This is a genomic window from Hyphomonas atlantica corrig. (genome assembly GCF_000682715.1).
In the GTDB taxonomy this organism is placed as follows: domain Bacteria; phylum Pseudomonadota; class Alphaproteobacteria; order Caulobacterales; family Hyphomonadaceae; genus Hyphomonas; species Hyphomonas atlantica.
In genome coordinates, this window is sequence record NZ_AWFH01000034.1 from 57,817 (window position 1) to 79,370 (window position 21,554).

A 21,554-nucleotide genomic window follows, 5' to 3' on the forward strand; every position below is an offset into this window, starting at 1 on the left:
CGAGGGCATTCCGGTTACGAACTCGTCCCTTTTTGGCCCCAATCGGCAAATGCGCTGTTAAGGCGTTTGGGGCAAAAGGGTCTCATGAACAAGGGCCGCGTTCAGAGATTCGCCGCCTTTCCTGCAAGTGAGGTGACCATGCTGGATTCTTTGACGACTGTTGTATCTTCCCAAACCATTGCGTTCGGGGTCCTGCTCATAGGGTGCAGCATTGTTGTCGTTGAAGCCGTTCGCGCCAGCAAGGAAATACTCTGGGGCGACATGTTCATGGACGATCTGGACGATTAGTCCGGCCGGGCCTGATTCAGGCCGTTTTCTCCACAAATACGGTTCCGGCGGAATAACCGGCTCCGAAAGAGCAGATCAAACCGCGATCGCCGGGCTTGAAGTCGCCTGAATATTTGTGGAAGGCGATGATGGAACCGGCCGAAGACGTGTTGGCATAGGTGTCCAGCACGGTCGGGCTTTCCTCATCGGTTGCTTCTCTCCCCAAGACCTTTGACGAGATCAGGCGGTTCATGTTTGCGTTCGCTTGATGCAACCACATGCGGCGCAAATCGGTTGGGGCGATGTTGAGTTCGCCGAGTTGTTCCCCAATCATCGTGGCAACCATTGGCACCACTTCCTTGAACACTTTGCGCCCTTCCTGGACAAACAGCTTGTCTGGCGCGTCAATGCCTTCCGGTGCGGCGCGGTTCAGGAAGCCGAAATTGTTCCGGATGTTATTCGAAAACTGCGTCTTCAGCTTGGTGCCGAGAATTTTCCAATGGCCGACCGGCGCTATGCTGACATCTTCCACCAGGACAGCCGTTGCGACGTCGCCGAAGATGAAGTGGCTGTCGCGATCCGTAAAATTCAGATGCCCCGAGCAGATTTCCGGGTTGACCATGAGGACCGATTTGGCGCTGCCAGAGCGCACGAAGTCTGCTGCGGTCTGGATGCCGAAGGTTGCGGAAGAGCAGGCGACGTTCATGTCGAATGCGAAACCGCCACATCCAAGCGCGTCCTGGATTTCCACGGCCATGGCAGGGTAGGCGCGCTGCATGTTTGAGGCGGCGCAGATCACGGCGTCCACGTCTTCGGGCTTGCGCCCGGCGCGCTCCAGCGCATCTTTGGCGGCTTTCACAGCGATTTCGGCCAGGACCGAAATCTGCTCGTTCGGACGCTCTGCAATACGGGGGGCCATGATGTCCGGATCCAGAACGCCAGTCTTGTCCATCACATAGCGGGATTTGATGCCGGACGCCTTTTCGATGAATTCGACCGATGAGTGCGTCTTTGGCTCCAGCAGGCCGGCGGCGATATCTGCTTCCCGCTCGCGGTTCCAGTTGTCGGCCCAAACATTGTAGCTGTCGACCAATTCCTTGTTGGAAATGGAGTTGGGAGGCGTCCAGAGTCCTGTCGCCGAAATGACTGGTGTATTCATGCCTGCCCTCTTTGTCCGATCCGGATAACCCAGACCGTTATCGCATTTTTCTACAATGGTTTGTGTCTGCGGGAAGTTTGGTCAACTTCCGGTGATTTGCAAGTACCGAGGCTGTTTAGTCTTTTGGGGCGCGTAGCCCGGAATCGACCGTTTCCCGAACTGCTTCGCGGGGCAGACCCTGAGCTTCGTTTATGGCCTCGCGTTCTTCCGCCGCTTTCATTCTTTCGGCGTAGGATGCAGCATTTCGCTCCTGCCGCGCTTCAAGCAGCGCGATCTCTGTTTCTATGCACCGGTCTCGCGTTTCAGGATCGGGGGCTGTCCGGCAGCGGCTCCAGGCTTCGGCGCGGTTTGCCTTGTCCATTGAAGACGTTGCGCAGCCAGCGAGAAATGGCACCGCGACCAGAAGGGCAGCGGTAATCATTGAGGCTTTCATCAATCACATCTCCTGAACGGCCTTGTGTCGCGGACAGGATACATCATGGTCATTGACCATGCCAACTGCCTGCGCCCATGCATAAACGATCGTTGGGCCCACGAATTTGAACCCACGTTTCTTGAGATCCTTTGACATTGCAGCGGACCAGTCGGTGTGAGTGGGCGCATCGCGGAAATGTTTCCACTGGTTCACAATGGGCTGGCCGCCCACAATTTGCCAGCAATAGTCGGAAAAGCTGTCGCCTGATTCTTCCATCGCAAGGAATGCCTGAGCATTGCCGATCACCGCGTCGACCTTTTTGGGGCTCCGGATGATGCCGGGGTTTTTCAGCGCTTTGGCTGCGCGGGCGGGCGTCCAGCGGGCGAGCTTTTCGGGGTCGAAATTGTCGAACTCTTCGCGGATGCTGTCGCGCTTGCGCAATATGGTGATCCAGGCCAGTCCGGCCTGCATGCCGTCCAGTTGCAGTTTCTCCCAGAGTGCGCGTCCATCGCGCTCCGGCACGCCCCATTCGGTGTCATGATAGGTCCGATAGAGCTCGTCAGACGGCGGGGCCCATGCGCAGGGATATGTGTCACTCACCGGCTGGCTCCGCATTGTGACTGTCCACCTCTGCGCGTTGCCATTCCGTCAGCTCGAACGTCACGGGTGCGCCGTTGCAGGTGAACGCCAGTCCATCCTGCTCAGCCTTGGCAAGCCGGTCCGTGCGGATCAGAGCGAGTCCAACTGATCCGGCCACGCTGCTGAGTGTGCCTATTGGGGTGGCCGCGAGAATATCGGCGCCTGTTTCCAGAGCCTCACCCGTTACCTTCACGGTGCGCTTGCGAATCTTGCCCTTGCGCTTCATGCGGCTGGCGACTTCCTGCCCGACAAAACAACCTTTCTTGTAGTCGATACCCGACATCATATCCATGTTGATATCGGTCGGGAAAACTTCGGCGGCGCGGTAATCTGAGCCCCATTCCGGTACGCCTGCTGCGAGCCGGGCAGCGTGCCATTCCTCTTCGGGCATTTCGATTCCAGAGACACCCGCCGGCGTGATTGCGCGATGCGGCAATTGCGGCGACCGGACGTCCACCCAACTTCCCTCGGTGACGACATCATCGGTCAGCCGTTCAATGGTCACATCATTGCGCATTCTGAACATTTTCAAGCGCTTTTCGAGGTCATCCGCCGCGTCGACATGGACATCCAGATAGATGTTTTCCAAGGACAGCATGGCCAGGTAGTCGGCGATCACCTTTCCTTGCGGCGTCAGCAACGCGCCGTACCGCATCTCGCCCGTCTGCCAATTGTCGACCGAGTGTGTGACCGTGCGGCCCAGCAGGTGAAGCATGTCAGGGCCGGTCAGGCGAATGATGGCGCGATGGGGGAGAATGCGTTTCATCTGCCTGTTGTAAGTATGGCAAGGTGGCTTCTCAAGTCCGACGTTCCATTCAAGGCTCGGGAAAACCACACTTGACTTAGGCCGCGCGGAGTCACACCCCATTTGCCATGACCTATGATCTGATCCTGAAAGGCGGCACCGTCGTTTCTCCCGGCGGCATGGCGCAAACCGACATCGGCGTGAAGGGCGAGCGTATTGCCCATATCGGCGACCTGACCGGCGTTGATGCCGGAGAAATCTATGACGCAACCGGCCTGCACATTCTGCCCGGTGTGATCGACAGCCAGGTTCACTTCAGGGAACCGGGACTGGAGCACAAGGCCGACCTCGAAACAGAAGCCCGCTCTGCCGCGCTGGGCGGCGTCGTGGCCGTGTTCGAGATGCCGAACACCAACCCGTCCACGATCACGCCCGATGCGTTGACTGACAAGCTGGCCCGCGCGAAGGGCCGGATGGACACCGATCATGCGTTCTATGCCGGCGCGACACATGACAACACGGACGTGTTGCCAGAGATGGAGCAGATGCTCGGTTGTTGCGGTGTGAAAGTCTTCATGGGCGCGTCGACCGGAGATTTGCTGATCCAGGACGATGAAGGCGTTGAAGCTGTGCTGCGCGCTATCAAGCGTCGCGCCGCATTCCACTCGGAAGACGAGTATCGACTCGAGGAACGCCGCAGCCTGGCCGTGCAGGGGGATTGGCAAAGTCATATTGTGGTTCGCGATGTTGAGGCCGCTGTCAGTTCTACGCGCCGCTTGTTGCGCCTTGCGCGCAAGACCGGAAAACGCATCCACGTGCTGCATATCTCCACCGCTGAGGAAATGGAGTTGCTGCGCGATGCGAAGGATCTGGCCAGTGTGGAAGTCCTTCCGAACCACCTCACGCTGGCTGCGCCCGACTGTTATGAGCGCCTCAAAGGCTTTGCCCAGCAGAACCCGCCCGTGCGCGAACAACGCCATCAGGACGCCCTCTGGCGGGCGCTGAATGCCGGGATCGTGGATGTATTGGCGACCGATCACGCGCCACATACGCGCGAAGAGAAGGAGCGGCCTTACCCTGCCTCACCATCCGGCATGCCGGGCGTGCAGACGCTCGTGCCGGTGATGTTGACCCATGTGAACAACGGAAAGCTCAGCCTTCAGCGTTTCGTCGAATTGACGAGCGCGGGGCCGCAGCGTGTCTTCGGGCTCGCAGACAAGGGCCGTATCGCGGAAGGCTATCATGCGGACTTCACGGTGGTAGACCTGAAGCGCAAGGAAACCATCACGCATGACTGGACGAAGTCCAAATGCGGATGGACACCCTATGATGGTTTCGAGGCGACAGGGTGGCCCGTTGCAACCATCATTCGCGGCGGGTTCGTCATGCGCGACGGTGAGATCGTGAAGAAAGGCGGCGGTCAACCAGTCCGCTTCAACGAGACACTGGAGCCGATCAGCTGAACCTGATGTGGGTGGAGCGGGGCGCATGAAGAAAGAGCGCAAGGGCCTGAACCGGATTCTATTCTGGCTGTATGAGGGCACAGGCAGGTGGCCGTTCCTGTTCCGCTGGGCCATGCTGGCGTTTGATTTCATCACGATCGGCTATTTCCTGTGGGCCCCGTTTGACCAACGGGACCGCGCGCATTTTGCAATCGACTACGTGATTGGCGGCGTGATCCTCGCGGATTTGCTGGCGCGGTTTTACATTGCGCGGCACCGATGGAACTTTGTCATCCGGCCCATAAACATTGCGGATCTTGTCGTCGTGGTGACCATGTTTGCACCGCTGCTTGTGTCGAACTTCGCGTTTCTACGCGTGTTGCGTGCGGTGCGCGCCATCAGGGCCTTTACATTTATCAAGCGCGTGAAGGTTCTGACGCCCTTTTTTCAGCGGCATGAGCGGATCATCGACAAAGTGACCAATCTGGTCGTGTTCGTCTTCATCATGGCTGCCCTGGTCTACTCCACGCAGGTCGGGATCAATGATGGCATACACACCTATATCGATGCGCTCTATTTCACGGTGACCAGCCTGACGACGACCGGATATGGCGACGTATTGATGGTAGGCCCCGGTGGGCGGTTGCTCTCCATCATCGTCATGGTGCTCGGCCTGACCCTATTCTTGCAATTGCTGCGAACGATTGTGGAGCCGCGCGACAAGGTGGAGCAGGAGTGCGAAGAGTGCGGTCTGCGCTTTCATGAACGTGACGCGGTGCATTGCAAGCATTGCGGAGAAGTGATCCATATTCCGACACCGGGGTTCGAATAACCGGAAAGATAAAAACACACGGGAAGAAACGCTCACATCATGCCAGATACGTCGGACATACCCTTCCGCGAAGTTCCTTACCTTCCTCAAAAGCTGAACGTAGACCGCAGACCGGATGGCACTATCTATCTGGATAATGGTCAGCCGCTGAAGGCCTGTCCGTCGCACATGCTGGCGCCATTGGTGCATTGGGCAGAGCATCGCCCGGATACGGTCTGGCTGGCTGAACGCGACCCGGAGAATCCGGCTGCGGAAGGCTGGAATACGCTGACTTATGCTGCCGGGCTGGACGCGGTGCGCCGTCTTGCTCAGGGGTTTCTGGATGCCGGCGCCGGGCAAGATGCGCCGCTGATGATCCTGTCACGCAACTCTATCGCCAACGCGCTGGTGATGTATGCGGCGATGTGGGCCGGCAGCCCGGCTGTGCCCGTGACCCCAGCTTATGCGCTGCTCAGCGAAGACCTGGGGCGCCTCAAATACATTGATGGCCTGACGCAGCCCAAATTCATCTATGTCGAGGATGGCGCAGACTATCAGCGCGCTTTGGACGGGCTGGATCTTCAGGGGCGGCTGGTCATCTATAGCGGACGTGCACCAGAGCGCTGTGATGCAGTCCGGCTGGAGCAGTTCATGCGCGCGCCAACCGAGGCGGTGCAAGCGGCGTATGACCGGCTGACTCCGGACACGGTCGCGAAGTACATGATGACGTCCGGCTCCACCGGAGAACCGAAAGCCGTCATCAACCTGCAAGGCATGGTGTCATCCAATGCCCGCATGATCCGATCGGTCTGGGATGAAGAACGTCTGGACGAAATGACCGGCGGGCCTCAGGTGATGTGCAACTTCTTGCCGTGGAGCCATACTTACGGCGCGCATTCCATCCTGCACAATATGCTCGATTGGGGCGGGACGCTCTACATTGACCATGGCGCGCCGACGCCCGCCCGCCTGCCAGAAATGTTACGAAATCTGAAAGAGGTTTCCACAACCCAGCATACGACTGTCCCCGCAGCGTGGGCGGCGCTGGCCACCGAGTTGGAGCGTGATGATCAGCTGGCGGAGGTGTTTTTCAGGCGTCTCGTCTGCATGGCCTATGGTGGCGCATCCATGGGGCAAGACATTTATGAGCGCATTCAGGCGGTTGCTGTGCGTATCACCGGCGAGCGCATTTCCCTGTCTGCCGGGTATGGTGCAACCGAGACGGCACCGACTGCGTCAAACGTGCATTGGCCGAATGACCGGATGGGCCTGATTGGTCTGCCTCTGCCGGGCAACACGTTCAAGATGGTGCCGAATGCGGAAAAGATGGAATTGCGCGTAAAAGGCGTGAATGTCACGCCGGGCTATTTCCGCAATGAGGAGAAGACAAAGGAGGCGTTTGACGAAGAAGGCTTCTACAAGCTTGGTGATGCGGTGAAGTTTGTAGACCCGGATGCGCCAGAGCGCGGGCTTGCGTTTGACGGCCGCACCGCCGAGGAGTTCAAGCTGGCAAACGGCACATGGGTGTCTGCGGGAACTGTGCGTGTACAGGCCGTTGCAGCGACAGGTGGCGCGCTGTCTGATGCAGTCGTTTGTGGCCTGAATCAGAATGACATCCGGCTTCTGGGTTTTGTGAATGAAGCATGGTGCAAGCGGCTTGTCGGCGATGACCTGCCCATAGAAGAGCTGATCCGGCACCCAGCAGTGCATGAAAAAATCAGCGCGGGACTGGCGGTGCACAACAAGGCACATCCAAATGTTTCGGCACGCGTAGCGCGGGTCCTGTTGCAGGCTACCGCTCCGCTGGCGGATAATGGAGAGATCACGGAGAAAGGATACATCAACCAGTCCCGTACGCAGGCCTTGCGGCAAGACCAGGTGGATATTCTCTATAAGGATACGGGCGACCTGCCTGACAATCTTCTGATCCTTTAACCAGCTCAAACCAGACAAAACAAAAAGGGATACCGGATGACTGAACAGCCAATACAAACCATGACGGGTGCGGAAGCGCTTGTTTCCACGCTGGCCGATCATGGGGTGACCGCCTGCTTTGCCAATCCGGGCACATCGGAGATGCACCTTGTTACTGCGTTGGATCATGAGCCACGTATCAAGTCGACGCTCTGCCTGTTTGAGGGTGTGGCAACAGGGGCGGCCGATGGTCATGCGCGTGTAACGGGCGCCCCGGCCATGACGCTGTTGCACCTCGGCGCTGGGTATCTGAATGGTGGTGCCAATATCCACAATGCACGCCGGGCCTGGACGCCGATGGTCAATGTGATCGGAGACCATGCCGTTCCACACCAGCGCTTTGACGCCCCGCTGGCGTCTGATGTGGTTGGAATGGCGGGGCCGAATTCCCGTTGGATCAAATCGGCTGATACGGTTGCGCAGGCGGGCGAACTTGCCGCGCAAGCCTGGGAAGCGAGCTTCGGACCAGAGCCCGGCCCTGTGTCACTGATCCTGCCTGCTGACACGGCTTGGCTGGAAGGTGGCAAGCCGGGCGCCACACGTGCACGGCCATCCTTGCGGGCACCAGATCCGGCGCGCATCGATGCCGCCGCCGCGGCGGTGAAATCCGCCAGCAAGCCCGTGATCATCATAAACGGCACAGCCTTGACCGAGGCAGGCCTGGCGCAGGCAGCGCGGGTAAAGGCGGCCGGAATCCGTGTGCTCACCGACACCTTCTTCCCGCGTCAGGCGCGTGGGGCCGGTCGCTTCGTGCCGGACCGGATGCAATACTTTGCCGAAGGCGCAATGGCGGATCTGGAAGGTTCGGATCTGATGTTGATTGCTGGCACGCAAGTGCCTGTGGCGTTTTTCGCGTATCCGGGCAAGCCGAGTGTTCTCGTCCCTGAAGGCTGCGCACCGATGGTGATTGGCGGGCCGGATACCGATAGCGCCGCGATCCTGGCAGCCTTGGCGGACGCACTCGGTACGAAAGAGGCGGCCCCTGTCGCAGAGCTTGATGTGCCGGGTGCGCCGACTGGTGCACTCAACGCGGCTGCCATCGGTGCGTCCATTGCGCGTCACATGCCAGAAGGGTGTTTCGTTTCGGACGATGGCGTTTCCAATGGACTGCCGAGCTTTCTGATGACGCAGCGTGCCCGCCCGCACGACTGGATGATGCTGACCGGTGGTGCCATTGGCCAAGGAATGCCGCTCGCGTTGGGCGCATCACTTGCCGCGCCTGACCGCAAGACCCTTTGCATCACCGGTGACGGCGCAGGCATGTATACAAATCAGGCGCTGTGGAGCATGGCACGGGAGGGCGCGAACGTGGTCAATGTCGTGTTCGTCAACCATTCCTACCGCATTCTGAACATCGAACTTGCGCGGACTGGCGCGGGCAATCCCGGCCCGGCGGCTCAGGAACTGCTTGGCCTTGGCCATCCGGAGATTGATTGGGTGAAACTGTCAGAAGCCCAAGGCGTACCGGCGGCGAATGCGACAACAGCTGAAGAGTTTGACGCGGCGCTTGAGCGCGCCTTTGCAGCTGATGGGCCGCGCCTTATCGCTGCGCATGTTCCAGCGCGCTAGACGTAAAAAGGGCGATACAACCGCCGGTCGTATCGCCCATTCTTCAAGTGCTCAGATGAGATTTAGTAGCGTGCCGAGAAACGAACGCCGTAGGTCTCCGGTGCGCCATAGAGCGACACTTCATCACCTGCGAACGGAATGATGCTGACGCGATAAAGCTCATCAGAGATGTTCTTGCCCCAGATCGTTGCCGTCCAGCGGCCATCGGCAGCTGCGATGCCAATACGGCCGTTGAGGAGGCCGTAGCCTGGTTCTTCATTGTGATTGTCCGGGCCCCAGAACATCTGGTCCTGATAGGAGTAGTTCAGAGCCGCAATGAAGTTCAGATTGTCTGTCAGACGGTGATCAATGTCCGCGCCAATCGTGTACTGGAAGTCAGGCGTTCTCTGAAGCTGGTTCCCGCTGTAGTCGATGCCGCGCAGAGGGTCGATATAGTCTTTGTACTCTGTGTCGAGGAAGGATCCGGCCGCGAAGAGCGTCAGCCATTCCGTCGGCAGGACACGTACTTCATACTCGACACCCTTGATCGCGGCGTCGGCGGCGTTGGCCACGACAAGCGTCAGATTGACATCGTCCAGCAATTCTACCTGGAGGTCGGTGAAGTCCGTGTAGAATGCAGCAAGGTTGGTGCGTAGGCGGTTGTTGAACCATTCGGCCTTCAGACCAATCTCGTATGTAGATGCCGATTCCGGATCATAGGGTGTGGCCGCTGCAACAGCGTTTGCCGTCGCACCCTGCCATCCGCCGCCTTTGTAGCCGCTGGCGTACGAAGCGTAGATGAGCGCGTCTTCGGTCGGGGTCCAGTTCACCGCCACTTTAGGTGTGAATTCAGACCATTCCTCGCTTTGCACGACATCATATTCTTCCTGTAGCGGGGCTGGAGACAGGATGTCGCCCGGCAGGCCGTAGTCCAGAATCACCGCGCGCGTGTCGAGATCTTTCTTGTCGTGCGTAAAGCGGCCGCCAACTGCAAGCGTCACATCAGGCGTGATATCGTACTCGACTTCACCAAAGGCTGCGTAGCTGGCCGTGTCGCTGTAGCCGAGATAGATGTTGTCGCCATCAAGGGAGTCCCGCGTGCCGCCTGGGCCGCCCGGCAGGAAGGATGTGGCTGTGTTCCGGGAAACGCGTTTCACGTTTTCATCGAGATAGTAGAGACCTGCCACCCAACGGAATGCGTTGTCCTGCGAAGATGCGAGGCGAAGTTCTTGCGTGACGCCTTGGTACAGTTCGTGCTGGGTCAGCGTACTATCCGTGATGGATGGCGGGGACGCCGCACCGGCTTGGGTCCAGCGGCCATCGCCTTGTCCATAGCGGTAGGCGGCCAGATAGACGAGCGACATTTCGCCGATGTCCCATTCGACACGGCCAGTCAGGCCAGCCGTATCGCGGTCAGCGTACTGATCATAGGGGGAAACGTTGACGCGTGGATCTTCCGGAATGTTCGGCGTGATGAAGCCAAAGCCGGGTGTTTTCGGATCGTCGACCGCGTGACGGGACGGGCCGCCGGCGCGATCCTGACTGTAATCTGCGACAACGGACACGAATACTGTATCCGACGCATCCCAATTCAGCGAAAGGCGTCCGGCTGTGGAGTCCTTGTCTTCAAGGTCTTGGCCAGTGACGATATTCTTCGCGTAGCCATCATGGGTTTCGCGGAACAGGGCGAGGCGCGCGGAGACCGTGTCAGTCACCGGACCTGTGACAAAGCCTTCGGCGAGGACACTGGAATAGTTGCCGATTGATACGGAACCACCCGCGTCAAACTCATCCTGCGGCGCGGCCGTGATAAGGTTGATGGCACCGCCGACAATGTTCTTGCCGAAAAGAGTGCCTTGCGGTCCGCGCAGAACTTCTACGCGGGACAGGTCGAAGATGGGAGGCGTGGCAGAACCGCGACGACCGACATAAACTTCGTTGAGAAATGTGCCGATTGATGGGTCAGCCGTAGCGCCATTCAGGCGAACGGATCCAACGCCCCGGATGAACATCTCCGATTCCATGCTGTTCTGAGACTGGAACGTGAAGCTCGGAACCTGGAGTGCGATCTCGGAAAGGTCCGTAATCTGTTCATCGCGAAGCTGGTCTCCACCAATACCGGTCACGGCGATCGGAACATCCTGCAGGCTCTCTTCGCGTTTACGCGCGGTGATAACCAATTCGTCCAGCATGAGTTGGCCCGACTCGGATGCTGTGGTGGTGTCTTCCTGTGCCCAACTGGCGGCGGGCATGAACATGCCAATGGCTGCCGAAGCGACGGCTGAATAAAGCACGCCTTTGGTCAAACGCGTTTGCGCCATAACTTACTTCCTCCCGATTTCTATCTGTAAGTTTTATTAAGCAAGCTTCTCAATCGGGCCGTGTTTCTTGTCAAGCCTGCTGTTATTGCAATATGGGGGCGTGCCGCGACGGAAATGGATTGCATAACCATTCCTTGTTGGCGCATCGGCTAAAATCGGTGAGCGTGGGACCGGAGGAGCGACGCGAGGTGGCACGTCGCGAACACCAGCATCATCTCTATCTGCGAAGCAAAGTATATGCGATGAATTGTACCGTCAGAGCAGGGGCTCTGGCGCCGTCATGAATCGCGATATCGCTAACAGGAGGCCGGGTGTTATTGTCTGCCGCGTTCGAGGTCTTCCTCGATCTTGATCTCGACAGGCTCACCAATCAGGCGATGACGATAGACCTGTGTGTTCTCAAGGACACGCTGGACATAATTCCGGGTTTCCGAGAACGGGATGAACTCAACCCAGTCAATCGGATCGACTTGGCCCGTACGCGGATCACCATAATCCTTGATCCACTGGCGCGGACGGCTAGGTCCGGCATTGTAGGCCGCTGCGGTCATGATGTAGCTGCCATTGAACCGGGAGAGCAGCGTATCGAGATGCTGTCCGCCCAGCGTCATGTTGTAGCCCGGATCATCCGTCAGCCAGGATGTACGATATGGCAAGCCGCGCAAACGAGCCTCGTTGCGGGCAGTTGCCGGCATGAACTGCATCAGGCCGCGCGCGCCAACATGGCTGATCGCATTGGGGTTCATCTCGCTTTCTTGTCGAGACAGGGCGAGCATTAGCGGGCGCTCCACTTGTGGCTCTCGCAGCAAGGGATAGGCAACGACCGGATAGGCGGCATCTGTCGAGACGATGCCTTTGGCAAGTCCGGCTTTTGCGCCACGAACGCCGACATCCGGCACCTGGTACTCCGTCGCAAGACGGGCAAGCAGCAGGTATTCCGCTTCCGTTTCCAGCAGATCGTCCAGATGGTAGGCGAACTCGCGGAACAGGCGTTCCTCGCCGCTTTCACCGAGCAGGCGAAGGGCTGCAACCATGGGGCGCGACTCGAACGCTTCGATCTCTTCAGCTGTCGGCTCGGTGGTTTTGGGGAAGGAGAGCTTCTTGTCCTCAAGACGTTCCGCAGCCAGCTGACCGTAGTAAGTGAATTTATGTTCTGCCGCTGCTGTGTAATCGGTTCGCGCAGCATCAGATTGGCCAAGTGCATCCCGCGCCCGACCTGCCCAATATTTGCCACGGGCGACGCTGATCGGGGTCGACACGCCATCGGCCATCGTTTCAAAATGCTGCAAGCTGCGATCGGCATCATTATTGAGGCGCAGGGCAATCCAGCCGGAGACCCATTCGGCTTCAGCAAAGTCACCGCCGCTATCCATGCCATGCGGTGAGGCGAGCTGATATGCGCGGGACCAGTTGCCGTCCTTCAGATCAGTGCGGATGGCGATGTTGCGCTCGTCCCAAAGTCGGGAGCGGCCAGCTTCGGGAACCTCATTCCCATCAATGCCTGTCAGCAGCGGGGTTGCTACGTCCTGATTGCGCAACTTCTGGCGACGCCACTTGGCACGCTCATAAAGAAGGCCGGGATTGTCCTGAAGGTGCGACGGCACCGCGTCGACCAGCGCATCCACATTACGGGAGCGGGCCGCCAGACCGATGCGGGCATCAACCAGCTTTCGATAGTCGTTTGTCAGCAGGTATTTCAGGTTTGATGCGGCCGTGCGCTGATTGGTCCAGAGCAGGAATTCCACGCGCGCACGGTGGTCGTCCTGTGTAAGTTGTTTGCCGTACGTGGCCAGCACTTCGCGCTCCACCGCGCGCTCCAGGGAATTGTTGTGCCAGGCGTCGCGGACGGCTTCCAGCGCCTTGCCCGGCTCACCAATGGCGCGCCAACTGTCGGCAAGGGCGATTTTGCCTGCGCCCGTGATTGGGCCGGACTCGGTCAGCCAGTCGATGCGTTCCTTGTGGCTGTAGGAAGATTCGCTGATGATTTCCTCGGCCCGGCGCCGCATTGATGTGCGTTTCGGCCAGTCTTCGAGTTTGTCGAGCGCGAAGGATACTTCCGAAAAATTCATGCCAGGCACGCCGCGGCTCGCCCGGATCCACATGATGAGGTTCCGAACATCCGCGTCAGAGGCCTGTGTCTGCAAATGTGCTACCGCGGGCCAATCGTATCCATCGGCCGCGCGCAATGCCTTGTGCAGGATTTCGGCATTCCGGGTGTCCGTGACCGACGACACGTAAGGACGGTCAGGTTTCAGGCTGGGGGTTTCCGGCACCGCAGCCGCCGCAGCGGCCTGGGACAGGGCGGCAAGTGAGGCAATAATGGCAACAGGTCGCATCATGAAACGGCTCAGCAGAGTTTATTTCTTGGCCAAAGCGTGAGAAGGCATTGGCGATTTATATTCGATCAAACCAAACAACACCTGAATCGCGGCAAATTTACGATGTTCCATGGCTCAATCCCAGCACTCGTCACCCCCTTCAAGAATGGGGCCGTTGACCGGGACGCATTTGTTGCACTGGTAGAGCGCCAGATTCAGGGCGGTTCCAGTGCACTTGTGCCGGTCGGCACCACGGGCGAGACATCCACACTTTCAACGCAAGAGCATAAAGATGTCGTAACGCTTTGTGTTGAAATTACCAAAGGCCGCGTGCCCGTGATTGCCGGGGCCGGGGCCAACGCCACAGATGAGGCGATCGAACTGGTCGAACATGCCAAGACGGTCGGCGCTGACGCAGCGCTTGTCGTCTGCCCTTACTACAACAATCCCAATCAGGATGGCCTTGAGGCCCATTTCCGCGCCATCAACGATGCCGTCGCGATGCCGGTGCTGCTATACAACGTTCCCGGCCGCACAGTCGTTGATCTGGCGCCAGACACCGTCGCGCGCCTCGCCCAGCTGCCGAATATTGTCGGTATCAAGGATGCGACTGGCGACATGGAGCGTGTCAGCCAGCACATGGCAGCGATCCCTGAGGGCACACAATTCGTTCAATTGTCAGGCGATGATCCAAGCGCGCTCGGCTATCTCGCCATGGGCGGGATGGGCTGCATCTCCGTCACCGCGAACGTCATGCCGGAGGCCTGCGCCGCGATGCACAAGGCTTTCCACGCCGGAAACCTGGACGAAGCCCGCGCCATTGAGCGCAAGCTGATCGCGCTGCACAAGGCGATGTTCTGCTCGCCTTCGCCGGGTCCGGCCAAATATGCCTTGTCGAAACTGGGGCTTTGCACCGATGAGGTGCGCTTGCCGATCACGGCGCCATCTGCAGAAAAGCGGGCCGAAATTGATCAGGCCATGGCGCTTGCGGGTTTGAACGCCTAAATCAGGGCGATGGCAAAGAAGAGTCAGACAAAGGGCCGCTCGGATGGGCTGGTCGCGGAGAACCGCCGCTCTCGCCGCGATTATGCGGTTGAGGACACGCTGGAGGCTGGCATCATGCTGGTCGGCTCCGAAGTTAAATCCCTGCGTCAGGGCAAAGCGAATATCGCCGAAGCCTATGTCAGCCCGGAAGATGGTGGGCTCTACCTGATCAATGCGGATATCCCGATCTACAATGCTGCCAACCGGTTCAACCATGAGCCGAAGCGCAAGCGGAAGCTGCTCGTGTCAAAGCGCGAACTTGCGAAGCTGTCCCAATCCGTAGATCGGGCGGGGCGCACGATTGTGCCGCTGAAGCTCTATTTCAACGAGCGCGGCCTGGCCAAGCTCCTCATCGGCCTTGCGACCGGCCGCAAGAGCCATGACAAGCGCGAAGTTGAGGCCAAACGCGACTGGCAACGACAAAAGGCGCGGATTCTGAAAGAGGGCTGAGGCCTACCTCTCAGGCAGTGCGAAGTTTTCTGCCGCGAAGCCTCAGCAGGCCTTGCCAGACAATCAGGGCGATCAAGGGCGCAAACGCCAGCAGGAACGGCCAGGCGGTCTGGTTGAAGCTTTCGGGAAACACTTGCGGTTGCCCCAGGAAAAGTGAGCCGGATGCGATGAACATCGAGAAACACATGCGCCAGAGGTGGCGGGAAATGCGCGCCGTGTAGGACAGCGCCTGTCGCAGGATCACATTCAATTCGCCGAATGCGGCGATACTGCCAGCCACAATGAACAGGATGAAGGCCTGGGGCGGCGAGCCATCCACGGTGCCGGTTGCGCTGTTCGCGCCCATATACATGAACACCACGCCCATCAGCGTTATGCCGAGCGCCGTCGCCAGTCCCACATAATGCCGCCAGTTGGTTCGGACAGGCCCACGCTGGCGAACTGTGATCAAAGCTGTGATGAGCAGGTACAAGGCGAGAATACCTGCCACGAAGTTCGGTCGTTGGCCCTCCTCAAGGAACGGCGCAACGCCCGCACCAATCAGATAGGTGACGAACATCGAAACGAAGAAGACTTTCCCCGCAAGGCGGTGCAAGGCTTGCCCTTTACGCGCTGCAATCGCTGCGACGCCGGATGCGAGTCCCACCGCGCCGCCGCCAATATGGGCATAAAGCAGAGCGTCCGTGGCAAGTTTGATCCATAGGGGCGCGTCCGGATCAACTTCGAGCTTTGCAGCATGCGCGACACCTGTGCCGAGAAAAACCAATGCGAAAACGCATGTGAGCAGCGGAACAGCATATCTAGGCATCGGGCATCCCCTTATCGAATAACAATATTATCGATAAACGGAAAACGCTTCGATGGCAACTCCCTTAGGCCGTATCGGTCACGCCCTTTGCCAATGCGAACACACCCTCGAACATCTCCGGAGTCAGGCGGCCGGTATTCGTGTTGTAGCGGCTGCAATGATAGGACGAGATCAGCGCCAGCGGCCGACCTGCGAACTCCACATCATAATGCGTGCCGTGGCCGAAGGGGTAATCCTTCAGCTTCAGCCCCAGCGTCCGCACCGTGGAATCATGGGAAATCTTGCCGAGGCAGATCATGGCCTTCAGCTTTGGCAGCGCCGCGATGCGCGCTGACAGGAAAGGCCGACACTGGTTGATCTCCGCGCCAACCGGCTTGTTCTGCGGAGGCACACAGCGCACAGCATTGGTGATCATGGCGCGTTTCAGTTCCAGCCCGTCATCCGGCCGCGCATCATAAGTGCCGGTCGAGTAGCCGAACTTGTCGATGGTCGCGTAGAGCAGGTCCCCGGCCCAGTCGCCGGTGAATGGTCGGCCCGTCCGGTTTGCCCCGGTCACGCCGGGTGCAAGGCCGATGATCAGCAATTCGGCATCCTCCGGCCCGAAGCTCGGCACGGCGCCGTTGAACCAATCCGGCTCTTTCGCCGCGACCTCTTCCCGATACGCCACAAGGCGAGGGCAAAGAGGACAATCGGCCGGGGCTTCTGGACTCATACCCCTCTCCCCCCGGGGAGAGGGGCAGGGGTGAGGGGGCACACAGTTGAAGTCATAGTCCCAATCTCTCCTGCACAAGACCCATCAGATGGTCTGCATCAAACACGTCGCTAGCTGGAACTCGCAGGAAATCCCAGCCAAGTCCACGCAGCGCCTGCTCACGGATGTCATCCCGCGCCTTCACCTCCGGCAGCTTGTGGATGCCGCCATCGATCTCGATGATCAGCCGCACTTTCGTGATGGCGAAATCGACGATGTAGCCGTTGATCGGGTGCTGTCGGCGGACCGGGAAGCCCTGCTTGCGAAATTGGCGCAATATCTGCCATGCGACCTGTTCAGGCGCATTGGCGTCCTGCCGCAGGCGACGGGCGCGCGGCGTGGACAAGTCACGTGTCATCGGCTTTGCGCTCCCTCACCCCCGGCCCCTCTCCCTCAAGGGAGAGGGGAGTCTAGTACCCATCCGCGCTGCCATCCTTGCGCATTTCGGTGGCGGCGATCCAGGCGCCGGTCTCGAAGTCGCGCATGATGGCCTGATAGCCGCCTGCATTCGCCTTGCAGCACTCGACCGTGTGACCGCGCGCTTCCAGTTCGGCGCGAGTTTCCGGCGGGATGCCGCTTTCCAGATGCACGACGCCCATGTCGCTCTCACATTTGTCGCCGTTCAGATCATCCGTTGGCTCGCAGCCGCCGACATGTTCCCAGCGCGCGGCGTCGCCGGCCTCCTGAAGGCCCATGTCGAAATCGACGAGGTTCAGGATGACCTGCACATGGCCCTGCGGCTGCATGCCGCCGCCCATCAGGCCAAAGCTAAGCCAAGGCTCGAACGGGCAGGCCTGTTCGATCGGTTCGGCGCGCACCTGACAGCCCGGCATGTCCTTCTTGAAAGCAAAGGCGGGGATGATCGTGTGGAAGGGGCGCTTGCCCGGCTCGAACACGTTCGGATGGGCCGGGTCGAGGCTGAACAACTGGCCCCGGTCCTGGAACATGAAGCCGAGGCCATCCGCAACGAGCCCTGTGCCCATGCCGCGATAGTTTGACTGGATAAGGGAGACCATCATGCCGTCCTTGTCGGTGACGGTGAGATAGGTGGTGTCGCCGTCGTTCAGCTTGGCATCTGCGTCTGCGAAGCCGGGGGCAGGAGGTGCCATCGCCTGACCGAGGTCAATCGTGTCTGCCCGTTCAGCATTGTAGCCGGGGCGAACAAAGATAGCGGGATCAATTCCGGACGTTTCTGGATCAGCATAGCCAGCCGCCCGGTCTGCAAAGGCGAGCCGTTTCGCTTCCACCTGCGCCATGATGCTGTCGGCCGAGCCGAAGCCCATGCCGCGCAGGTCAAACCGTTCCAGCATCTGCAGCATCTGAAGCGCCGCGATGCCCTGCGTGTTCGGCGGCAATTCGCAGACCTTGTAGTCGCCGCGATAGGTCACACAGATCGGCTCGACCCATTCGCCGGTATGGGCGGCAAAGTCCTCATAGGTCAGGAAGCCGCCGATCCGTTCGAAATAGTCGCCCATGATGTGGGCGGTTTCGCCGGAATAGAATTCGTCCCGGCCCTTGTAAGCGATCCGCTCCAGCGTGTCGGCCAGATCAGGATTGCGGAACAGGCTACCTTCCTTCGGCGCGGGCGAGAAATAGGTCGCCTTCGCATTGTCGAACTCTTCCAGCATGCCGCTGTCAGCCGCTTCCTGCAGGCGCGTTGCGTTGCGGCCCCAATAATAGGCGATGACCTCAGGAATCGGCGCGCCGTTGCGAGCGTACTGAATGGCCGGTTCGAGGTTCATGTTCATCGGCTGCTTGCCGAACTTGTCATGCAGCGCGTACCAGCCATCAACCGTGCCGGGCACGGTTACCGGCGCAGCGCCGAAGGGCGGAATCTCTTCGCCTTGCATGAATTCGTCGGCTTTCGCCTGCATGTCGTCCAATGTCGCGCTCATGGGTGAGCGGCCGGAACCATTATAGCCGTAGAGCTGCTGCGTTTCCGGGTCCCAGACGATGGCAAACAGATCGCCGCCGATGCCGTTTCCGGTCGGCTCGACCAGGCCGAGCATCGCATTTGCGGCAATGGCAGCGTCCACGGCTGAGCCGCCCGCTTTCAGCACATCAAGCGCCGTCTGCGTGGCGAGGGGATGGGCCGTGGCGGCCGCGCCATTGGGGGCCACCACTGAGGAGCGGGTGCCAAGGTCCCGCCCGGTAATCATCCGGTCACCCGGCCCCGGCGGGGTAGCTTCGGCATCCTTTTCGACGGATATCCGGACCACTTTCTTCTGCGTGACCTTGGCGGTCGCGTCTACTTGCGTTTCATCCGGTGCTGGCGGTGTAGCGCACGCGTACAATCCGATAGCCAGCGCTGTTGCGGCGATTGCCTGAATGGGTCTCATCAGCCTCTCCTGTCCTCGTTTGAGGAGAGCTTAGCGCGCTTCGGGGCAGAAGCGAGTCCCAGTCGGTGTCGGGGAAGTCGTCGCGCGGTCGCCAGCCCTGGCCGAACGCGTCCAGGTAGGAATGGATCAATCCGTCAAGCATAGCTCACAACCTCCCACTCGATGTCGTCATGGTCGTGGAAATAGAAGCGACTGCCGGGGTCATAGGTCTGGTGGCTGTGGGTGCGATAACCGGCGTCGAGGATCTTCCGCTCGGTCGCGTCCAGATCATCCACCAGAATGCCGAAATGATTGACGGCGCCTGTCCGGTAATAGCTTTCCTGTTCCGGCTGGTCCTGCTGGGGCAGGGCATAGAGCGCGATGTAATCCTCGTCCGTGCCGACATGCACCGTGTATCCATCATACTTCGCTGGCCCCTCCCAGCGCACTTTCCAGCCGAACAGTTTCGTCAGCATGGACGCGGTTTTCTTCGGGTCGCGAACCGTTACGTTCACGTGTTCAAACTTGGCAATGCTCATTGTTTTCGACTCCGTTTCGTCTTGATCAAATCTCTGATATGGCTGTCGTAATTCCTCAACTTAAGTTGAGGTCAAGCGCGAAATGGAAGGTTTTTTCATGGCGGTTCAGACGGGGCTGACAATCGGCGAAGTGGCTGCGCGGACCGGCCTGTCGGTCTCGGCGATCCGGTTTTATGAGGGACGCGGGCTCGTGCATCCCGAGCGTTCACCGGGTGGTCAGAGGGTTTTCCTGCGGTCGGATATCCGCCGCTTGTCGTTCATTCTGATTGCCCAGCAGATCGGGCTGACAATTGAGGAGATCGGCCAGCTTCTGTCGTCACTGCCTGACCGACGGACGCCAACGAAGCGGGATTGGACGCGGATCAGTACCGCCTTCCGGCATTTGCTGGACGAGCGCATCGCGCTGATGGAGCGCACACGGCGGAAGCTGGATGGGTGTATCGGGTGTGGGTGCCTGTCGCTGAAAAAGTGCCAGCTATACAATCCGGAGGACCGCGCGCGCGGGCTTGGCACCGGGCCGCGTTTCCTGCTGGACGATGTCAGCGTGGTATCGACCGAATCCTAGTCGTTGCGCGCTGGGGGCTGAGGGAAATAGTGGGTCGCCATGCGGGTCGCAATTTCCTGGCCTTTCACGGCGAAATCCGCTTCCGCTTCAACCGCGCGATTGTCACAGGACTGGTAGATGCGGCCAGCGCTGGTGAAGGCTTCGTTGAAAGCCTCGACAAGTGAGCTGCGTACCGCACCGCGATTGGGCGCTTCATATTTCAACATGTCGGACATGTAGCGCCGCCAGTACTGGTCGCCCCGGCCATTGCACTCGACCCGAATGGCGTGCGCGGCGCCCAATGTGGCGGCCAAATCCTTGGCATCACGGAAGTAATCCGGCCCGCGCATTGGCAGATCGGACTGCGCCACGCTTGCGCCGCAGAAGGCGAGCGCGCTAAGCAGGAGGACATGAAAACCTGTTTGCTTCATGCGAAGACTTTTGCGCGCATTCGCGAAAGGCTCAAGGGCCTTGAACACAAGGTCGAGTTCATTGTGATGGACGAAGATGGCCTGTTTTCCCATGCCGGGGACGGCACCGTGGTGCATGACATCCGCCCGGACATCGTGTTCGGCAATACAGATGTCTGGTTCGGGGATCATGTCCGCGATTTCATGATCGCTGTTCTCAAGACTGGTGGGATTGACTGGTTCCAATCGTCTGCGGCAGGTCTCGACAATGCTGCATTGATCTCCGTTGGGAAAATTTCGCGGCTCTACACCACGAACCACACCCAGTCTGAAGCGATGGCGGAGTGGGCGTTGTGGCAGGCATTCGACTTTCTGAAATGTGGCCCCCAACATCGCGCTCAGCAGGCCGACGGAAACTGGAGCCGACTGGAGATGCGCGAGATGATGGGGTCGCGCTGGCTGATCGTCGGGTATGGCTCTATCGGCTCGGCGGTTGGCAAACGCGTGCAGTTGCTTGGCGGACATGTTACGGGGGCGCGTCGCTCTCCCGGCCCGGCCGAGGGCGCCGATCACATTGTTCCGATGGCGTTGGTTAAAAGTGAGCTGGCGCAGGCGGATGTGGTGTTGCTCAGCCTTCCGCTTACGGACGAGACCGAGGGGCTTGTGGACGAAGAATTTCTATCTGCGATGAGACCCGACGCTCTTCTGATGAATTTGGGCCGTGGACAACTGATTGACGAGGGCGCGCTCGTTGCGGCGCTTGATGCAGGCCGTCCAGCCTTCGCCGCTGTTGATGTAACAGCTGAGGAGCCGCTGCCGAAAGACAGCCCGCTCTGGCACCATCCGAAGATCGCCATTACGCCGCACAACAGCGCCATGACCCAGGCAACCTACATTCGCGCGGACGAGACCTTTCTCGACAATCTCCAGCGTTATCTGGCGGGCGAGCCGTTAAAGCATGTCGTCCCGCCGGAGACATTTGCGAACGAATAGCGGGGAACCCTTTTCGCCGCCCCGCGTTTTCCGGAGCAGATATCTGCCTCCGGAGGAA

21 protein-coding genes are annotated in these 21,554 nt (G+C 59.5%); 9 read left to right on the top strand and 12 right to left on the bottom strand.

The features are described from left to right. The first annotated feature begins 84 nt into the window (after positions 1-84). Positions 85-288 carry a hypothetical protein gene (locus tag HY36_RS11695; protein WP_035552952.1) on the top strand — a complete coding sequence of 68 codons (204 nt, stop codon included), beginning with the start codon at positions 85-87 and terminating at the stop codon, positions 286-288. A gap of 16 nt (positions 289-304) precedes the next feature. Here the strand turns inward: HY36_RS11695 and HY36_RS11700 are convergent, their stop codons facing one another. The 4 genes from HY36_RS11700 to HY36_RS11715 form a co-directional block, all read right to left on the bottom strand. Further along, entirely contained in the window at positions 305-1,426 is a 1,122-nt protein-coding gene (locus tag HY36_RS11700; protein ID WP_035552954.1) for a beta-ketoacyl-ACP synthase III, read from the bottom strand. A 115-nt stretch (positions 1,427-1,541) separates the two neighbouring features. Next, on the bottom strand, positions 1,542-1,859 hold the full coding sequence (locus HY36_RS11705; RefSeq protein WP_035552956.1) for a hypothetical protein: 318 nt from the start codon (positions 1,857-1,859) through the stop codon (positions 1,542-1,544). Between the two features lie 3 nt (positions 1,860-1,862). Further along, positions 1,863-2,441 carry a DNA-3-methyladenine glycosylase I gene (locus tag HY36_RS11710; RefSeq protein WP_081806179.1) on the bottom strand — a complete coding sequence of 193 codons (579 nt, stop codon included), beginning with the start codon at positions 2,439-2,441 and terminating at the stop codon, positions 1,863-1,865. Then, on the bottom strand, positions 2,434-3,246 hold the full coding sequence (locus tag HY36_RS11715; RefSeq protein WP_051602749.1) for a YgfZ/GcvT domain-containing protein: 813 nt from the start codon (positions 3,244-3,246) through the stop codon (positions 2,434-2,436). The genes HY36_RS11710 and HY36_RS11715 overlap by 8 nt, the downstream gene beginning before the upstream one ends. Positions 3,247-3,353: 107 nt before the next feature. Between HY36_RS11715 and HY36_RS11720 the strand changes: the two genes are divergently transcribed. From HY36_RS11720 to HY36_RS11735, 4 genes are read left to right on the top strand one after another with little or no spacing between them, the layout of a single operon-like run. Then, entirely contained in the window at positions 3,354-4,688 is a 1,335-nt protein-coding gene (locus tag HY36_RS11720) for a dihydroorotase (RefSeq protein WP_035552962.1), read from the top strand. 25 nt (positions 4,689-4,713) lie between these two features. Then, positions 4,714-5,499 carry an ion transporter gene (locus tag HY36_RS11725; protein ID WP_035552965.1) on the top strand — a complete coding sequence of 262 codons (786 nt, stop codon included), beginning with the start codon at positions 4,714-4,716 and terminating at the stop codon, positions 5,497-5,499. Between the two features lie 39 nt (positions 5,500-5,538). Beyond that, a complete protein-coding gene (locus HY36_RS11730) occupies positions 5,539-7,413 on the top strand; it encodes a feruloyl-CoA synthase (RefSeq protein ID WP_035552968.1) in 1,875 nt (624 codons plus the stop codon). A 60-nt stretch (positions 7,414-7,473) separates the two neighbouring features. Then, positions 7,474-9,021: an acetolactate synthase large subunit gene (locus HY36_RS11735; protein ID WP_035553351.1), complete on the top strand. Its 1,548-nt coding sequence runs from the start codon at positions 7,474-7,476 to the stop codon at positions 9,019-9,021. 62 nt (positions 9,022-9,083) lie between these two features. Here the strand turns inward: HY36_RS11735 and HY36_RS11740 are convergent, their stop codons facing one another. Together HY36_RS11740 and HY36_RS11745 are read right to left on the bottom strand one after the other, a co-directional pair. Next, a complete protein-coding gene (locus HY36_RS11740; RefSeq protein ID WP_035552970.1) occupies positions 9,084-11,321 on the bottom strand; it encodes a TonB-dependent receptor in 2,238 nt (745 codons plus the stop codon). A gap of 314 nt (positions 11,322-11,635) precedes the next feature. Further along, a complete protein-coding gene (locus HY36_RS11745) occupies positions 11,636-13,660 on the bottom strand; it encodes a lytic transglycosylase domain-containing protein (RefSeq protein WP_035552972.1) in 2,025 nt (674 codons plus the stop codon). Between the two features lie 102 nt (positions 13,661-13,762). On the opposite strand from HY36_RS11745, the gene dapA reads away from it, so the two are divergent. Next, a complete protein-coding gene (gene dapA, locus HY36_RS11750; RefSeq protein WP_035552976.1) occupies positions 13,763-14,644 on the top strand; it encodes a 4-hydroxy-tetrahydrodipicolinate synthase in 882 nt (293 codons plus the stop codon). Between the two features lie 9 nt (positions 14,645-14,653). Beyond that, positions 14,654-15,133 (top strand): SsrA-binding protein SmpB, encoded by a 480-nt coding sequence (gene smpB / locus HY36_RS11755; RefSeq protein ID WP_035552979.1) that lies wholly within the window; start codon positions 14,654-14,656, stop codon positions 15,131-15,133. Between the two features lie 10 nt (positions 15,134-15,143). Here the strand turns inward: smpB and HY36_RS11760 are convergent, their stop codons facing one another. The 5 genes from HY36_RS11760 to HY36_RS11780 all read right to left on the bottom strand — a co-directional run bounded on the left by HY36_RS11760 (position 15,144) and on the right by HY36_RS11780 (position 19,549). Continuing rightward, positions 15,144-15,941 carry a hypothetical protein gene (locus tag HY36_RS11760; protein WP_035552981.1) on the bottom strand — a complete coding sequence of 266 codons (798 nt, stop codon included), beginning with the start codon at positions 15,939-15,941 and terminating at the stop codon, positions 15,144-15,146. Positions 15,942-16,005: 64 nt separating this feature from the next. Then, positions 16,006-16,653 (bottom strand): uracil-DNA glycosylase, encoded by a 648-nt coding sequence (locus HY36_RS11765; RefSeq protein ID WP_035552983.1) that lies wholly within the window; start codon positions 16,651-16,653, stop codon positions 16,006-16,008. A gap of 52 nt (positions 16,654-16,705) precedes the next feature. Next, positions 16,706-17,050, bottom strand: a complete 345-nt coding sequence (locus HY36_RS11770; protein WP_051602750.1) for an endonuclease domain-containing protein — start codon at positions 17,048-17,050, stop codon at positions 16,706-16,708. A gap of 52 nt (positions 17,051-17,102) precedes the next feature. Beyond that, entirely contained in the window at positions 17,103-19,031 is a 1,929-nt protein-coding gene (locus tag HY36_RS11775) for a gamma-glutamyltransferase family protein (protein WP_081806170.1), read from the bottom strand. 134 nt (positions 19,032-19,165) lie between these two features. Then, positions 19,166-19,549 (bottom strand): VOC family protein, encoded by a 384-nt coding sequence (locus HY36_RS11780; protein ID WP_035552986.1) that lies wholly within the window; start codon positions 19,547-19,549, stop codon positions 19,166-19,168. Positions 19,550-19,646: 97 nt separating this feature from the next. On the opposite strand from HY36_RS11780, the gene soxR reads away from it, so the two are divergent. Further along, a complete protein-coding gene (gene soxR / locus HY36_RS11785; RefSeq protein ID WP_035553356.1) occupies positions 19,647-20,114 on the top strand; it encodes a redox-sensitive transcriptional activator SoxR in 468 nt (155 codons plus the stop codon). On the opposite strand, the gene HY36_RS18540 is transcribed toward soxR, so the two are convergent. Further along, complete coding sequence (locus HY36_RS18540) at positions 20,111-20,524, bottom strand: TIGR02301 family protein (protein WP_162175990.1); 414 nt, start codon at positions 20,522-20,524, stop codon at positions 20,111-20,113. The two genes, soxR and HY36_RS18540, sit on opposite strands and share 4 nt — an antisense overlap. On the opposite strand from HY36_RS18540, the gene HY36_RS11795 reads away from it, so the two are divergent. Beyond that, positions 20,504-21,496: a D-2-hydroxyacid dehydrogenase gene (locus HY36_RS11795; protein WP_081806171.1), complete on the top strand. Its 993-nt coding sequence runs from the start codon at positions 20,504-20,506 to the stop codon at positions 21,494-21,496. The genes HY36_RS18540 and HY36_RS11795 overlap by 21 nt on opposite strands. Positions 21,497-21,554 lie beyond the last annotated feature (58 nt).

Coding starts and splice junctions, on each gene's coding strand:
- HY36_RS11720 (WP_035552962.1), top strand. CDS start 3,354: ATGACCTATGATCTGATCCTGAAAGGCGGCACCGTCGTTTCTCCCGGC.
- HY36_RS11765 (WP_035552983.1), bottom strand. CDS start 16,653: ATGAGTCCAGAAGCCCCGGCCGATTGTCCTCTTTGCCCTCGCCTTGTG.
- HY36_RS11770 (WP_051602750.1), bottom strand. CDS start 17,050: ATGACACGTGACTTGTCCACGCCGCGCGCCCGTCGCCTGCGGCAGGAC.
- HY36_RS11745 (WP_035552972.1), bottom strand. CDS start 13,660: ATGATGCGACCTGTTGCCATTATTGCCTCACTTGCCGCCCTGTCCCAG.
- HY36_RS11725 (WP_035552965.1), top strand. CDS start 4,714: ATGAAGAAAGAGCGCAAGGGCCTGAACCGGATTCTATTCTGGCTGTAT.
- HY36_RS11695 (WP_035552952.1), top strand. CDS start 85: ATGAACAAGGGCCGCGTTCAGAGATTCGCCGCCTTTCCTGCAAGTGAG.
- HY36_RS11735 (WP_035553351.1), top strand. CDS start 7,474: ATGACGGGTGCGGAAGCGCTTGTTTCCACGCTGGCCGATCATGGGGTG.
- HY36_RS11700 (WP_035552954.1), bottom strand. CDS start 1,426: ATGAATACACCAGTCATTTCGGCGACAGGACTCTGGACGCCTCCCAAC.
- HY36_RS11780 (WP_035552986.1), bottom strand. CDS start 19,549: ATGAGCATTGCCAAGTTTGAACACGTGAACGTAACGGTTCGCGACCCG.
- smpB (WP_035552979.1), top strand. CDS start 14,654: ATGGCAAAGAAGAGTCAGACAAAGGGCCGCTCGGATGGGCTGGTCGCG.
- HY36_RS18540 (WP_162175990.1), bottom strand. CDS start 20,524: ATGAAGCAAACAGGTTTTCATGTCCTCCTGCTTAGCGCGCTCGCCTTC.
- HY36_RS11795 (WP_081806171.1), top strand. CDS start 20,504: ATGAAAACCTGTTTGCTTCATGCGAAGACTTTTGCGCGCATTCGCGAA.
- HY36_RS11760 (WP_035552981.1), bottom strand. CDS start 15,941: ATGCCTAGATATGCTGTTCCGCTGCTCACATGCGTTTTCGCATTGGTT.
- soxR (WP_035553356.1), top strand. CDS start 19,647: ATGGCGGTTCAGACGGGGCTGACAATCGGCGAAGTGGCTGCGCGGACC.
- HY36_RS11715 (WP_051602749.1), bottom strand. CDS start 3,246: ATGAAACGCATTCTCCCCCATCGCGCCATCATTCGCCTGACCGGCCCT.
- HY36_RS11705 (WP_035552956.1), bottom strand. CDS start 1,859: ATGAAAGCCTCAATGATTACCGCTGCCCTTCTGGTCGCGGTGCCATTT.
- HY36_RS11775 (WP_081806170.1), bottom strand. CDS start 19,031: ATGAGACCCATTCAGGCAATCGCCGCAACAGCGCTGGCTATCGGATTG.
- HY36_RS11730 (WP_035552968.1), top strand. CDS start 5,539: ATGCCAGATACGTCGGACATACCCTTCCGCGAAGTTCCTTACCTTCCT.
- HY36_RS11740 (WP_035552970.1), bottom strand. CDS start 11,321: ATGGCGCAAACGCGTTTGACCAAAGGCGTGCTTTATTCAGCCGTCGCT.
- dapA (WP_035552976.1), top strand. CDS start 13,763: ATGTTCCATGGCTCAATCCCAGCACTCGTCACCCCCTTCAAGAATGGG.